General features: G+C 50.2%; 17 protein-coding genes and 1 other RNA gene. 10 read left to right on the forward strand and 8 right to left on the reverse strand.

Translation table 11 applies throughout. The features are described 5' to 3' along the window. Window positions 1–31 precede the first annotated feature (31 nt). From rnpB to HA050_RS17415, 4 genes are all read right to left on the reverse strand, one after another. Window positions 32–466, reverse strand: an RNA gene (rnpB, locus tag HA050_RS17400) — RNase P RNA component class A. Window positions 467–480: 14 nt separating this feature from the next. Further along, window positions 481–972 (reverse strand): hypothetical protein, encoded by a 492-nt coding sequence (locus HA050_RS17405; protein WP_166828971.1) that lies wholly within the window; start codon window positions 970–972, stop codon window positions 481–483. Then, window positions 969–2,003, reverse strand: a complete 1,035-nt coding sequence (gene pyrC / locus HA050_RS17410; RefSeq protein ID WP_166828973.1) for a dihydroorotase — start codon at window positions 2,001–2,003, stop codon at window positions 969–971. Before pyrC ends, HA050_RS17405 begins: the two co-directional genes overlap by 4 nt. A gap of 64 nt (window positions 2,004–2,067) precedes the next feature. Further along, on the reverse strand, window positions 2,068–2,307 hold the full coding sequence (locus HA050_RS17415; RefSeq protein WP_166828976.1) for a sulfurtransferase TusA family protein: 240 nt from the start codon (window positions 2,305–2,307) through the stop codon (window positions 2,068–2,070). A 216-nt stretch (window positions 2,308–2,523) separates the two neighbouring features. On the opposite strand from HA050_RS17415, the gene HA050_RS17420 reads away from it, so the two are divergent. From HA050_RS17420 to HA050_RS17450, 7 genes are all read left to right on the forward strand, one after another. Then, complete coding sequence (locus tag HA050_RS17420; RefSeq protein WP_166828978.1) at window positions 2,524–3,447, forward strand: cation diffusion facilitator family transporter; 924 nt, start codon at window positions 2,524–2,526, stop codon at window positions 3,445–3,447. 103 nt (window positions 3,448–3,550) lie between these two features. Beyond that, window positions 3,551–3,820: a PepSY domain-containing protein gene (locus tag HA050_RS17425; protein WP_115230099.1), complete on the forward strand. Its 270-nt coding sequence runs from the start codon at window positions 3,551–3,553 to the stop codon at window positions 3,818–3,820. 168 nt (window positions 3,821–3,988) lie between these two features. Then, on the forward strand, window positions 3,989–4,531 hold the full coding sequence (locus tag HA050_RS17430; RefSeq protein ID WP_166828981.1) for a cytochrome b/b6 domain-containing protein: 543 nt from the start codon (window positions 3,989–3,991) through the stop codon (window positions 4,529–4,531). 27 nt (window positions 4,532–4,558) lie between these two features. Further along, entirely contained in the window at window positions 4,559–5,224 is a 666-nt protein-coding gene (locus HA050_RS17435) for a response regulator (RefSeq protein WP_166828984.1), read from the forward strand. Next, window positions 5,221–6,507: an ATP-binding protein gene (locus tag HA050_RS17440; RefSeq protein WP_166828986.1), complete on the forward strand. Its 1,287-nt coding sequence runs from the start codon at window positions 5,221–5,223 to the stop codon at window positions 6,505–6,507. The genes HA050_RS17435 and HA050_RS17440 overlap by 4 nt, the downstream gene beginning before the upstream one ends. Beyond that, complete coding sequence (locus HA050_RS17445; protein ID WP_166828989.1) at window positions 6,508–7,485, forward strand: cation diffusion facilitator family transporter; 978 nt, start codon at window positions 6,508–6,510, stop codon at window positions 7,483–7,485. Between the two features lie 31 nt (window positions 7,486–7,516). Then, complete coding sequence (locus HA050_RS17450) at window positions 7,517–8,074, forward strand: CNP1-like family protein (protein ID WP_166828992.1); 558 nt, start codon at window positions 7,517–7,519, stop codon at window positions 8,072–8,074. An 83-nt stretch (window positions 8,075–8,157) separates the two neighbouring features. Here the strand turns inward: HA050_RS17450 and HA050_RS17455 are convergent, their stop codons facing one another. Continuing rightward, on the reverse strand, window positions 8,158–9,366 hold the full coding sequence (locus tag HA050_RS17455) for a multidrug effflux MFS transporter (protein WP_205836489.1): 1,209 nt from the start codon (window positions 9,364–9,366) through the stop codon (window positions 8,158–8,160). A gap of 9 nt (window positions 9,367–9,375) precedes the next feature. Next, a complete protein-coding gene (locus HA050_RS17460) occupies window positions 9,376–9,906 on the reverse strand; it encodes a lipocalin-like domain-containing protein (RefSeq protein WP_166828997.1) in 531 nt (176 codons plus the stop codon). Window positions 9,907–10,183: 277 nt separating this feature from the next. Between HA050_RS17460 and HA050_RS17465 the strand changes: the two genes are divergently transcribed. Continuing rightward, on the forward strand, window positions 10,184–11,074 hold the full coding sequence (locus HA050_RS17465) for a LysR family transcriptional regulator (RefSeq protein WP_166828999.1): 891 nt from the start codon (window positions 10,184–10,186) through the stop codon (window positions 11,072–11,074). 39 nt (window positions 11,075–11,113) lie between these two features. On the opposite strand, the gene proB is transcribed toward HA050_RS17465, so the two are convergent. Next, window positions 11,114–12,238 carry a glutamate 5-kinase gene (proB, locus tag HA050_RS17470; RefSeq protein ID WP_166829002.1) on the reverse strand — a complete coding sequence of 375 codons (1,125 nt, stop codon included), beginning with the start codon at window positions 12,236–12,238 and terminating at the stop codon, window positions 11,114–11,116. On the opposite strand from proB, the gene msrQ reads away from it, so the two are divergent. Further along, window positions 12,225–12,941, forward strand: coding sequence for a protein-methionine-sulfoxide reductase heme-binding subunit MsrQ (gene msrQ / locus HA050_RS17475; RefSeq protein WP_240929138.1), 717 nt, complete (start codon window positions 12,225–12,227; stop codon window positions 12,939–12,941). The genes proB and msrQ overlap by 14 nt on opposite strands. Before the next feature lie 219 nt (window positions 12,942–13,160). Here the strand turns inward: msrQ and HA050_RS17480 are convergent, their stop codons facing one another. Continuing rightward, window positions 13,161–14,384: an HD-GYP domain-containing protein gene (locus tag HA050_RS17480; protein WP_166829005.1), complete on the reverse strand. Its 1,224-nt coding sequence runs from the start codon at window positions 14,382–14,384 to the stop codon at window positions 13,161–13,163. A 57-nt stretch (window positions 14,385–14,441) separates the two neighbouring features. On the opposite strand from HA050_RS17480, the gene HA050_RS17485 reads away from it, so the two are divergent. After that, on the forward strand, window positions 14,442–14,783 hold the full coding sequence (locus HA050_RS17485) for a 2Fe-2S iron-sulfur cluster-binding protein (RefSeq protein ID WP_166829007.1): 342 nt from the start codon (window positions 14,442–14,444) through the stop codon (window positions 14,781–14,783). Window positions 14,784–14,808 lie beyond the last annotated feature (25 nt).

Here is a 14,808-nt window from a genome sequence, read left to right on the forward strand (position 1 = left end):
GTATCCGGATCGGCTTTTTTACTTATTCGGGTTGCGGAGCCGGCCGATAAGCCGGGTTTTGTAGCCTTGAGTTACCCCAAGGTGACAGTCATTCCTCTAGGCCCAGCATTGCTACTGGGCTCGTGCAACCTACCCGTAGACTCGGCGGGCCACCTCAACGTCTACTGCTTGGTCTTGCTCCGGATGGGGTTTACCCTGCCGTCCGTGTTACCACGTCCGCGGTGCGCTCTTACCGACAAACCTCGCGGCCTGCATCCCTGACGGGAACACCTTTTCACCCTTACCTGATCCCAATCCGGCCTTGTTTCAATAAAGGCTTTCAACTTGGGCCATAGGCGGTTCAGCTCTCTGTTGCACTTTCCGTCGCCTTGCAACGCCCGGTCGTTAACCGGCATCCTGCCCTATGGAGCCCGGACTTTCCTCCCCCATACCCTAAAAGTATGGCAGCGACTGTCTGGCCTGCTCCGCAGCGGCGGATTATCACACCTCTGAGGCCGCTTGTGCAAATGGCAAACCGCTTATTTGTGATAAATCACCTGCCATTTGCTGCGCTTTAGCGATTCCCCGCTGGCTGGCAGGAAAATACGCGAACACAAAACGACGAGTGGTTTCTCCATCTTCGCTCTTAATCAGGCTAAGCCACACGCTATCTTTGCCAAAAACATTCGGCTCTTGCGTCAGCTCTACCCGCTCAAAAGCGCTCACAGGCTCGCTTTTACGCCAAAGTGGCAGCAAACCCAGCAGCATAGTGCGACGCTCAAGAATGGTGCCGTCAGTAAATTGCTCACCCGGCAGGCCCCAAAAGATCAATCCCAAGGCGATCATGGAATACCAGAACACGCCAAAGAAGTGGTTTTCAAAGTGACCCGAATCCACCAGCGGCTGCCCCCACCATGCGGCGGCAAGCATCACCATGCCAAATATCCACCATCCGGGTTTAGCCACAGCCCGGCTGACTAATATCGTTTTCAAACCAGCTTCCAATGGATTTCTTCCCCGGCACGTAATGGCACAACATTGTGCTCACCAAACGGATAGCTGGCTGGCACCTGCCAGCTTTCTTTAACCAGTGTCACCGTACCGGTATTTTCTGGCAGGCCATAAAAAGCCGGACCGTTTTTAGAGGTAAAGGCTTCGAGTGAATCGAGCGCGCCTACCGATTCAAACGCTTCGGCATATAAAGCCAGCGCAGCATGGGCGGAGTAAATCCCTGCACAGCCGCAAGCGGCTTCTTTTGTGTGCTTGGCGTGCGGTGCGCTGTCGGTGCCGAGGAAGAATTTTTTGCTGCCGGATGTCACAGCAGCCAGCAGCGCACGGCGGTGTTCTTCGCGCTTCAATACGGGCAGGCAGTAGTGATGCGGGCGAATTCCGCCAGTAAACAGCGCATTGCGGTTCATTAATAAGTGCTGAGGTGTAACCGTAGCGGCGATATTCGGGCCTGCCTTTAATACATATTCAGCTGCTTGTTTGGTGGTGATATGTTCAAACACAATTTTTAATTTAGGCAGGCGCTGCTGCAATACCATCAGCACGCTGTCAATAAAGGCCGCTTCACGATCGAATACATCCACCTGCGGATCGGTGACTTCGCCGTGCACTAAAAACGGCAGGCCCAGCTCGGCCATTTTTTCTAAGGCTGGCATGACTTTATCGAAGTTAGTCACGCCCGAATCTGAATTCGTTGTAGCCCCGGCAGGGTAAAGCTTTACCGCTTTGACAAAACCACTTTGCTTAGCTTTCACGACTTCTTCAGGAGTCAGATGATCAGTTAAATACAGCACCATCATCGGATCAAACTGCACGCCTGGAGGCAGGGCTTCCAAAATCCGCTGGCGATAGGCAAATGCCGCATCGACGGTTGTTACAGGCGGTTTCAGATTAGGCATCACAATCGCGCGGGCGAATTCTTTAGCAGTATGTGGCAAAACGGCGGCCATTAAATCGCCATCGCGTAAATGCAGATGCCAGTCATCAGGTTGGATAATTGTGATTGATTTGCTCATATATGGATTCTCAATATTTCAGTATTAGTGAATAAGTAAACGTTTTATAGTTTTTCCTGGTCACTTAGCGTTTGCGAATCAAAAACAAAAATTTATCGTCTTGCGGCCAGGTTTCGATCAGCTCGTGCCCGGTCTGACGGCAAAACGCGGTGAAATCGGTCGGCGTGGCCGGGTCGCTACAGATCACATGCAGCACTTCACCACTTTGCATCGTGGCAAGGGCCTTTTTAGTGCGCAGGATAGGCAACGGGCAATTAAGTCCGCTTAAATCGGCGGCTTGCTGGTGCTCCGGGCGGCTGGACATGGATGTCTCCGATAAAAAGAACCATTGTACCAAGCCAGCTCTTCTGCGTATGAACAAGAGCTGACAGTTCTTTCAGATTTATACTCGTCCCAGGCTGACAGCGACTATCTGCACAAGCTTAATTTCTGCTTAATCACGGCATGGTGCAATGCCCACACCTGATTTGCCTATAAATGAGTACCACAAAACAGACGTCACAAAGGATGGATAAGTAATATGAATGGCAAAGTCTCTGCCGAAAATACCCCCGACCGTGCAGCCGCAGCATCGCGCAGCACCTGGGTTAGCGTGGCGGTAAATATTATTCTGGCAAGCGCCCAGATTGTACTGGGCCTGTTTGCGCATTCTCAGGCACTGATTGCTGACGGGATTCATTCCCTCTCTGACCTTGTGGCCGATGGTGTGGTGCTTTTTGCCGGGCACCACAGCAAAAAAGATGCAGATGAAGATCACCCCTATGGCCACCAGCGCTTTGAAACCGCAGCCTCACTGATTATTGGCCTGATTTTGCTGGCAGTGGGCATAGGCATGCTTTGGGCGGCATTTAATAAGCTTGAAGCACCTGAAACCATTCAAAAAGTACACATCATCGCGCTGTGGGTAGCGGGTGCGGCGCTGATTGCTAAAGAGCTGCTGTTCAGATATATGCTGAATGTGGCCAAGCGGGTGAAATCCAGCATGCTGATCGCCAATGCCTGGCACGCCCGCTCGGATGCTGCATCGTCGCTGGTAGTGGGCCTCGGCATTATTGGTAATTTGCTGGGTTATCCGATTCTGGATCCGATTGCGGCGCTCTTAGTGGGCTTTATGATCAGTAAAATGGGCTGGCAATTTAGCTGGGATGCCCTGCACGATTTAATGGACAGAGCGGCGGACGATGATGAAGTGCAGGCCATCAGACAAACCCTCATCAGCACGCCTGGCGTGCTGGGTGTACACGATCTGCGCACACGCAAAATGGGCGACATGATTGTGGTCGATGCGCATATCGAAGTAGAAGCGCTGATTACCGTAGAAGCAGGCCACGATATCGCCGTAGAAGCGCGGCAACGCGTGATGCAGCGGCACCGGGTGCTTAATTTGATGACGCATCTGGATCCATCCCAAAGGCCTGATTTAGATCATCATCCCCTGGCCTGAAACAGCAGGCTGCAATTTTTATTTAATCCTTCAAGCTTAAGTCTCGCTTAATGATGCTGTGTTGAAATGCAAGCTCTTCAACACACACCACGAAGGAAACACCATGAAAATCGCAGCCCTGATTGCAGTTGCCACCCTCGCAACCTCTTCCCTGACCATGGCCAGTGCAAATTGCACACCGCACCCAAAGGCTGAATGGCTAAGCCCAAGTGACGCCCAAAGCAAGATTGTGGCCATGGGTTACAAAATCAAAAAATTCAAAACATCCGGCGAATGCTACGAAATCTATGGCTGGAATAAAGAAGGCAAAAAAGCCGAAGTCTATTTCGACACCAAAACACTGGACATCGTTAAATCTGAGATCGGCGATTAATTTTCGCACCGATAAAATATGAGGAGCAGGCTCAGGCCACTCCTCTTATTTTAAATACATGCCGCAAAGCTTTTAACGCTGGCTGTCTCAGCCAGGTTTTCACGTTAACAACAACGCCTGCCAAAACCAGGCACTGGCGCTGTTAATCATGCCGGGAAGGATTCAATCATGAATCGAGTTAAAGTCTGGGACCCGCTGGTGCGCGTATTCCACTGGAGCCTGGCCATTGCAGTTTTAGGCAATTTTTTGAACGAAGAAGGCGCAATCTGGCACCGCTGGGAAGGCTATACAGCACTGGGCATTGTATGCCTTCGCATTATCTGGGGGTTTATTGGCAGCCGCCATGCCCGCTTTAGCGATTGGTTTCCCAGCCCCAAACGGGTGATTCCCTATGTACAAGCCATGCGCCGTGGCGAGCACCCGCGTTTTTTGGGCCACAATCCGGCAGGAGCCGTGATGATGCTGTTTTTATTGATCATGGTCTTAGCCATGGGCGGCACGGGCTATATGATGGGAACAGACGCATTTTTTGGTGAAGAATGGCTGGAAGAACTGCATGAGGTATTGGCTTACACCTTATTAAGCGGTGCAGGCTTACATATTGCTGCAGCGCTTTTAGAAAGCTGGCGGCATAAAGAAAACCTGCCTGCTGCGATGATTCACGGCTATAAACGAGCAGAAATACCCGACATAAAAGAGGAACACAGCTGAGGCTGCTGTGCCTTATAAAGGATCTCCATGCGCTTACTCCTGGTTGAAGATGATACTCTCCTCGGCGATGGCATTGCCGAGGGCTTAACTGACGCAGGCTTTGTAGTCGACTGGTTAAAAGATGGCGAATCAGCAAAACTGGCGCTGATGACCGAGCACAGCTTTGATGGCGTGGTGCTCGATATTGGCCTGCCACGTATGGATGGCCTGCAGCTTCTGGCATGGATACGCCGTGAACGCGGCCATTTGCCGGTATTGCTGCTCACGGCCAGAGACAGCATTGAAGATCGCATCAAGGGCCTCGATGCAGGCGCGGATGATTATCTGATCAAGCCCTTTGCGCTTGGCGAGCTTTGCGCCAGGGTCAGAGCCCTCGTACGCCGGGGCAAGGGTAAGCATGATGGCGAGCTGTGCTGGCAGGATCTGGTACTTGATCCTGCTCATCAGTCGGTGCAACAAGCAGGCCAGACACTCAACCTGACAGCGATGGAATACCGCCTGCTGCATCTTTTAATGGCGAACCATCCGCACTATTTGTCCCGCCCGCAGCTGGAAGAAAAACTCTATGGCTGGCAGCAGGATATTGAAAGCAACACCCTCGATGTACATCTCTCGCATTTACGCAAAAAACTCAATCATGTCGTGATACGCAATGCCCGTAACCTGGGATGGCGCCTGGAAGAAAAAGAATGAGAAGCTGGCTGCAAAGTGCCTCGCTGGCCACAAGGCTTACCCTGCTGGTGCTCTTACTCACCTCGCTCACCTGGGCTGCATTCAGCGCCGTATTGCTTTACGAAACCCATGATGAAATCAGCGAGCTGCTGGATAAACAGCTTTATGTCTATACCGACCTGCTCTGGCAAAGCCTGGGCGACGACGACGATTTACAGTTTGATCTGCGCCGCAAACCCGATCATCTGCCCCGAGTGGCCTTTAGCCTTTATAACAACAGCGGCAAGCTGCTGGTCTCCAGCAACGAGCATCCACTGCCTTTTCAGACCCTGCCCGAAAAAAAAACGCGCACCATCAACCTCGACGGCAATCATTGGGAAATTGCCATTCGCCAGGATAAGGAGCGCCAGCTTATTGTGGGTGAGCCCCATCAAAAACGCGATAAGCTGATCGACGAAATCGTCGGCTATGTAGGCATGACAGCAGGGCTGGCATTAGCGATTTTATTGCCACTATTATTGCTGGCCATCCGGCACGGCCTGCTCCCCCTTAAAGCGGTCGATGCCGAGCTTGCACGCCGCGCGCCTGATAACCTGGAAGCACTCACCCTGCCAGTGCCGCGCGAAATTGCACCGCTGCGCGACCGGCTTAATACGCTTTTTGCCCAGGTGAATGACACGCTGGAAAAAGAGCGGCGTTTTACTGCAGATGCCGCCCACGAGCTGCGTACCCCGCTAGCCGGATTGCGTGTACAAATCGAGCTGGCCCAGGGCAGCCCGCGCCCCGCTACCCGAGAAAAAGCGCTCACACAAGCCTTGCTCGGTGTAGATCGCAGCACGCATTTGGTCGCACAGCTTTTAGAGCTGGCACGCCTTGACTATGCAACAGTAAAAACCGGACTCAGTATCGATATGGCTCAGCTTGCCCGGCAAGCCTTACAAGATGCCGGACTGCCGCAAACCTGCTTACATACTGGCAATGTTTGGACATGGCATGGCCATGCAGGATTACTGGCGCTGTTACTGCGTAATTTGCTGGATAACGCCAGGCGCTACGCGGGTGAAAATGCGGCCATCACAATTAAGATCCATCAAAACGCCATCAGCATTAGCGACAATGGCCCCGGCGTTCCACCCGAGGTACTGGCCCGCTTAGGTGAGCGCTTTTACCGGCCTCCCGGCCAAAGCCAGACGGGTGCCGGGCTGGGCTTATCCATCGTGCACAGAATTGCAGAATTACACCAGGCCAGCATCACCCTCACCAGCGATCAGGGTTTTCAAGTCACAATCCGTCAGGAAAAATAAATGCCGCATCAACACGAACATCCGCACGATCAGCCCGGCGGGCATAACGAGCACCATGATCACACCTTTGATCACGCCCATCACCATCACGACCATGGCAAGCCCAGCTCGCAAAAGCGGCTGCTGCTGGCACTGATTATTACCGGTGGCTTTGGAGTTGTTGAGTTAGCAGGTGGGGTGATGACCGGCTCGCTGGCCCTGATTTCAGATGCGGGCCATATGTTTACCGACGCCGCTGCGCTGCTCTTAGCGCTGATTGCCAATCTGATTGGCCAGCGGCCCGCCAATGCAGACAACTCCTATGGTTATGCCAGGGCAGAGGTGATTGGCGCGCTGATCAACAGCCTTGTGATGATTGCACTGGTGGTGTGGATTGTGGTGGAAGCGGTCAGCCGCTTGCTCAATCCTCATCCTGTTAACGGCATGGGCGTAATGATTATCGCGGTGATTGGTCTTGTCGTGAACATCATTTCGGCATGGCAGCTATCGCACGACCACGATAATCTGAACAGCCGTGCGGCGATGATTCATGTGCTGGGCGATTTACTGGGATCGGTTGCGGCGATTACCGCTGGTGCGGTGATTTACTTTACCGGCTGGAAGGCAATTGATCCGATTTTATCGGTGGTGGTATCCATGCTGATTCTGCGCTCTACCTGGAATCTGCTACGCCAGGCCACCCATGTTTTAATGGAAGGCGTGCCGCATCACCTGAATCTGGAAGAAATTGGCGCCGCTCTGGCCTCTGAAAAGGGCGTGGTTCAGGTGAATGATCTGCATGTCTGGAATATATCCGGTGGCAAAGTGGCACTTTCAGCGCATATTGTGATCGAAAAACCAGAAACATGGCCCTTGCAGCTGCAACATATCAACCATATGCTGGGCGAACATTACGGCATACAACATATTACCCTGCAGGCCACATGGTTTAGTATTCGTCCCACGCGTAGTATTCCTATTCGCCGGATTCCACACTGACAAGCAGACAAACAATATTTTCAGGATAAATATGCAACGTTTATTTTTTATTACCCTCCTTGCCCTGCCTTGCCTTGCCAGCGCATCTGAATACAGTAATACCACTCCGCCGGGCATAGAGCGGGATAGCGGAACAACATTTTCACGCCTACTCAAAGACGCGCCACTGCCCACGCCTGAAGAAAAAGAATTCACCAAGCCAGATCCAAAGAAACTCGAAAAATGGCAGGAATTCAGCGCAAATTATGATTCCAGAATGAATAAATTTGAAATCGCACTGGATGGCATTGTTGTGGGGCAAGACGATATTGTCCGCTATGCCGTGGCCGTAACCAGCAAGGGCAGCAAGGTCAGAAATGTCAGCTTTGAAGGGATTGATTGCAAAACCAGGCAATACCGCAGCTACGCCTATTTAAGCGGCGATCAGTGGCAAAACCTTAACCGCCCGTGGGAGCTTATTTTTAAAGATAAACGCAATGGCTATCAGTACAAGCTGGCCAAAGAGTTTTGCTGGGGCGAATCGCCCTCATCGGCAGAAAAAATTGTCGATTCAATGACATCGAACGAACCGCTTAAGATTGTTCGCTAACACACACCGCATCAATGCAGGACATAAAAACCACTTATGCCCTGCATCTTTATCCATAAAACAAACAAGGCCTCAGTTAGTCGTCAGGCAGACTTCAAAGCAAGTACTGGCTCAGCACGATAGATACGAAACAACATCGCACCTGACGAAATAGCAATAAACAAATACAGCAAAGCCAGGGGTAATAAACTGTCAATCGGTAATAAGCTGGAAAGATACATCACCAATCCGGCACATAACGTCAGCGAAAAGCCAAGTAAAGAGCTGGCCAAACCCGCCAGAGCAGGGTACATCGACACACTGCGGGCCATCATATTCGGAAAAATAACCCCTGAGAAAAAAGTAATCAGCAGGGTTGGAATAATTAGGCTGAATAGATTCAACCCCCATTGCAATGCAAGCGCCACCATTACAATACTAGTGAAAATATTAATCATAGCAGCGGAGCAACACAGGCGTGCGGCAGCAATACGCCCCGCAATAATCCGGTTACTAAATACCCCGGAGAAATAAGCGCCCCCCATCGCTAAAGCTACATTTCCAAAAAAAACCGGTGAGCGATGCAATACGTCCTGAACCATAAAGGGTGCGCATAAATTAAAACTTAACAAGACGCCATAGCAAAGCCCCATAATTAAAAAACACAATTGAAACTCGCGATTGGCATAAATCATCTGCGAATTTTCAATAATCAATTTTAATTTAAGTGGAACCGTTTTTTTCAGAGACTCTTTCAGCCCGAAAAACACAATTAAAAATAAAATTGCTCCATATGCGAGCAAAAAGTACAGACATGACTGCCAGCCCCAATGAATTTGCAATTGGGCCCCAAGCACAGGCGCAACAATAGGCCCCATCCCCCAGCCAATCACCATATACGTCATCACATGGGCCAGCTCCTTGCCTGCAAAGTGATCTGGTGCAAGCGCCTTCATCACTACAGAACCACAAGCAACGCCTATTCCCTGCACAATCCTTGCGGCAAGGAACAAGGCAAAGTGATCCGTCGAAAGTAAAAGCACACTCCCCAGCAAATAAAGCCCAAGCCCAAATAGTAAAGTGGATCTCCTTCCCCAGGCATCAGCCAGAGGCCCGTAAAATAATTGCCCAATAGCAAAACTCAATAGATAGGCCGTTACACTTAATTGTATTTGCTGTTGGCTGACACCAAAATCGTGCCGCATTGCCGGCAGGGCGGTGACATAAATATCAATCGCCATTTGTCCTATTGGCGACAGCATAATAATCAAGCACATCACAAGAGAAGGATGATTGGGGAGCTGCTTTTGCATATCAGGCCCCTATGCCGCGATCAGACGAAACTGTTGGTTAACAGCCTCACTGTCCGTCATAGTTGCAGAACGCTTACGCCAGACTAAGTGAGTGGTCATTTGCTTTCCACGGAAGGAAGAAGCCTGGCATGTGCTTAATTCAAGCCTGTCCCCCTGCAAATGAAGACGGCGAAGCAACGAGCAGCCAACCCAATTAGGGAAAAGGCTGTTTTGCATATGATGCTTGATTAACCCACTAAAAGATTGCTCCGACATTCCATTCGCAGCGGGCTCAATTTCCACCTCATATAAACCTGAGTATGCAAAATAGCTTGCTGCAGCCAGGCTTAGCTCAGGAGCCGTTTTTTCATGCAGATTATCTGAAGCAAACAGTGCCCGCTCACTATCCATAATTTGCACAGACATATAGCCGTCAGGCGTGTACATAATCATGCCCTGTGGTTGCTCTCCCATCGGAAAGGCAACACTACCATCCTCTGCACGCTTCAGATAAGACTCCAGCACCCATGCACCAGCCAAAATTGCTTTCAAATTAACCAATTAAATCTTTCCCAATTATTTTAAACACCCACGGAATAATGCAAAAAATTCCACGGAACAAGTAAGGAATTGATTATAAGTTGAAGACAAAAGGGACTGGAATCGGCAAAACTGCATGATCGTATTGCATTTTTATAGCCTATCTACAAATATATATGGAATATTAATTACTTATTTATAAAAAAATCAGCACAATAATCCAAAAATACTTGACAATGATAGACGAATAATTTTATTAATGTCCGCGACAATCAATCACCCCTCCCGGCAGCAAGGTATGGACTGGAATAACGTTCGCTACTTCCTGGCAATTTACAAAATGAAGACGCTTGCAGCGGCTGCCAATCTGCTGAATGTGGATCAGGCAACCGCTGGCAGACACCTGAATGCGCTGGAGCGGCAGTTAAACACCCGCTTATTTCTGCGCACTACGGCAGGTATGATGCCAACTCCATTTGCAGACCTGTTATTACCACAGGCACTGCGGCTGGAGGAGGCTGCGCTGTCGATGCAAAAAATGGTACAGGATTCAGACTTGGGATTAGCCGGGCTGATACGCATTGCCACCACCGATACGCTGGCGCAATTTTTTGTAATTCCTGCTGTAAAAGCACTGCAAAAACAAAACCCGGATATAGAAGTTGTGCTTTTAACAGGAGCGGAGTTAGTAAATATGAACCGGCGAGAGGCGGATATAGCCCTGCGCACCATTCGCCCGGAGTCGCCTCTGTTAATTACCCGGAAACTCATGGATCTCACGGTTTCTCTTTATGGGTCGGCTCAATATTGGCGAACACACCCTCAGCCTGTTTGGGGCGAACATTTCAATGGACACACCCTGCTACTGCCCCTGCAGCCTACAGGCTGGTCAGAGCCAGAACAGCTGGCAGGAGAAAGTATTGATCAGGGAAAAATTGGAATGCGCTGCAACACGCTATTTAGTTTGTGCGCCGCAACCCGCTCGGGCCTTGGCATCACAGAATTACCTGATTTTCTTGCCCATGAATACCCTGAGCTGCAAGCCGTCTGGGCAGAACGCCGGCGACGGTATCCGGTATGGCTGGTCGCTCACCCCGATCTATACAAGACAGCAAGGGTGAGAGCTTTGATCGATGCAATTTGCATAGCCGCTGCAGCATACCCATCCTTAGTCCCTGCCTTTACATAAGGCACATCAAGAATAAACAAAGGTTTACAGCGGGCTTGATTAGTCCATCAGCACCATATTATCGCGGTGGATCAGCTCTGATTCATCGATATAACCCAGAGCTGCTTCAATCTGCCCCGTGGGCAAACGCATAATCCGGCGGGTTTCAGCGGCACTATAATTGGCCAGACCACGGGCAATTTCTACTCCGCCCGCATCCACACAGCTCACCACATCACCCCGCAGGAAATCGCCAAGCGCTTCTTTTACGCCAATAGGCAGCAGACTTGAGCCTTGCAAGCGCAGCGCTCTCACCGCACCTGCATCCAGCACCACACTGCCTTTAAGCAGCAAATGATCGGCAATCCATTGTTTTTTGGCCGCGATTGGCGTTGATTGTGCGGTCAGCTGCGTGCCAATCCGCTCGCCACGGGCTAAGCGAGCCAATACTTCATGCTCCCGGCCACTAGCGATCACGGTTGATGCACCACTTCTGGCTGCCCGCTTGGCAGCAATAATCTTGGTATACATGCCGCCTGTGCCCACACTGGAGCCCGCACCGCCCGCCATATCTTCCAGGCGGGCATCCCCTGCTTCGGCTTCTTCAACCAGCCGGGCATCAGGATCAGAGCGCGGATCAGCGGTATAGAGGCCTGTTTGGTCGGTCAGGATAATCAGCGCGTCACCCTCGATCAGATTGGTCACCAAAGCGCCAAGGGTATCGTTATCGCCAAATTTAATTTCGGCAGTGACCACCGTATCGTTTTCATTAATGATGGGAATCACGCCCAGATTCAGCAGCGTCATCAGGGTAGAGCGGGCATTAAGATAGCGGGTGCGATCAGCCAAATCTTCGTGTGTGAGCAAAATTTGCGCCGTTTTTAAACCATAGGCGCGAAAAGCACTCTCATAAGCCTGACACAAGCCCATTTGCCCTACCGCAGCGGCTGCTTGTTTTTCGTGTACCGAAGTCGGCTTTTGCGACCAGCCCAAGCGTGCCACACCCTCGGCAATAGCGCCGGAGGAAACCAGCACCACCTGTTTGCCCATTTTTGAGACTTCGGCAATTTCCTGCGCCCAGCGCAAAAGAGCGGCGTGATCGAGGCCACGGCCTTCATTGGTAACCAAGCTGGAGCCAACTTTCACCACAATACGGTGCGCGGCGTGAATAATGCTCTGCGACATAGCCATTTCCTTATGCGAGGATGGGCATTATACCGGTAAGGCGGCTTATCAGATTAAGCAGTATCAAACGACTAAACCGCTAACCCCACTTAAAGAGTCTGCCGCAATGCGTTTTAGTAAACCTCTGCTTTTTATCGCCTGCCTGCTGCCGCTCGCCTGGATATTATTTGCAACCGGGCAAGCGGTTAATCCGATTGAGTTTTTAACCAGGCAAACGGGCACGTGGACGCTTAACTTTCTGCTGATCACCCTCGCCGTTACCCCGCTGCGCCGCCTGAGTGGCTACGGCAAGCTGCTGCTTTACCGCCGCATGCTGGGGCTTTATGTGTTTTTTTACTCTTTTATCCACGCGCTGACTTTCTTTGTATTCGATCACGGCTTAGACCCGGCCGCAATCTGGCACGACGTGATCAAACGCCCTTTTGTAACCGTTGGATTTTTGGCTTTTGTTTTGCTGATTCCACTGGCAGCCACATCGAATCAAGCAGCGATCCGCAAGCTAAAACGCCAGTGGCAACGCCTGCATAAGCTGGTGTATCTGATTGCCAGCTTAGGCGTACTGCATTATCTGTGGCTGGTAAAACGGGATTTAAGCACCCCGCTTATTTACGCCGCCATCTTAGGGTTGTTGTTCTTAATGCGTACGCCAATGGCAAGGCGGCTTGATGGGATATTGAAACCCAAAGGTCTGTCCAAACCCTAAATCTGCAGGCACAGAAAACACTAAGTTGAAAAGCAGAGCACTGAAAAAACCATAAAGTAAGTATATTTTTTCAGGTATTTAAATCGTCATCCCCTAATGTATTTATCGGGGGCTCAGTTTAAATACTGAGTTCCCGGCAGAGCAAAAATGATGGAACTGAATAAATTAGTTTTTCTCTTTGTACTCTGTGTCTGCAGATCTTTTAGTTTTATTCCCCCCTCAACCCGGTGGAATTAAAAAGCGGGTAACGTCAATTCCCCATTTATCCGGCGATTCATGCCCGGTAATCCGGTCTGCTCCGCCCAGCCCCATAGGTTTGGATAAATCAATTTCTACCGGTGGAATATAAGTATTAGCCTTAGTGCTAAATACAGCCTTCACCCTTGGCATTAATAAATTGCCTTCGTTTTGCTCAAGCACCACAGCCAGGCGCCCAGATTCTAATTTAACCAAAGAGCCCACAGGGTAAATACCCACTGTCCGCATAAAGGCTTGCACAAGAGTAGGGTTAAAATGGAATTTACTCCATTCCCATAATTTTTTTAGTCCTTCTGATGCAGGCATTCCCTTGTGATAACAGCGATCAGAAGTAATGGCATCGTATACATCCACCACCGATGCCATTTGCGTTAATTGTGTAATATTGTCGCCGGGTAATTTATGCGGATAGCCACTGCCATCCATACGCTCGTGATGATGAAGCGTAATTTCCAATGGAATTTCGCCAATTGAATCCACCTGCGACAATATTTTAAAACCCTCCATGGGATGAGAGCGCATAACTTCAAATTCTGCTTCCGTCAGTCTGCCGGGTTTATTCAGAATTTCATTGGGCACCATGGTTTTACCGGTATCGTGCAATAAACCACCAATACCAGCCTGCCTGATTAATTCCGCAGGAAAATTCATACTTTTTGCAAAAGTAACCATCAGCGTACACACGCTTACCGAATGCAAAAAAGTATATTCGTCTTTATCTTTAATTCCCGACAAGCCTAATAAAGCGCTGCTATTTCGCAATATAGAATCAGTAATTGCCTCAACAACTTCTTCCACATCATCCATATGAATTGCTTTACCCATACGGGCATCCTGCATCACAGACCGCACCAAATTATGCGCCTGCTTGTGAATCCGCTTGGCACGGCTCATTTCTTCTGTGGTGGAAACCTGAATAACCGGGGCGGGAGCGGTGGCGACTTTAACCATCTCGGCCTCAATTGATGCATTCACTTCATCCACCGTAGGCGCATGGGCATAGTCCAGCCCTCTGTCGGTATCGATATAAACCTCATGCGCCCCGGATGCGATGATTTTTTGTAAATCTTCGTCCGTTTTAACCACAAACTGCTTGCGCAAAAAGGGATGGTCCATCCAGTCCACATTCAGATCATGGATATACATGCCGATCTTTAATACTTCTGTGGGGATTTTCTTGATCATGGCCAGTTACAATGTGGATTGTTCCTTCATCTTAGAACTAAGCTTTGCTCCCCGCTCATGTACAAATTAACTTTCATCAGCTTACAAGACAACCGCCGCCTGGAATGCACAGCCCAAGCGCAAAGCACGCTGATTTCGGCGGTCAGATCATTAGTCAGCGATGGAAAATTACAACTGGCGTGGCGCTGTGGTCAGGGAACCTGTGGTGCCTGCAAAGTGCGCTTAGAGCATGCAGGCAGCGGCAGCATGGTGACGCTGGGCGGTAAAGAAAAAAACGTGATGATCCGCCATGCCGGGCTGGCCGCGGACTCCCCGCTTACCATTCCTGATACACCAGAACTGGTGCGGCTGGCCTGCCATATTCAAATTAAGAGTGATTTAACGATTTATGTTGAATGATGCTTGGGGTGTTGCTTATAAATAT

Source organism: Iodobacter violaceini, from assembly GCF_011601265.1.
Lineage (GTDB): Bacteria > Pseudomonadota > Gammaproteobacteria > Burkholderiales > Chitinibacteraceae > Iodobacter > Iodobacter violaceini.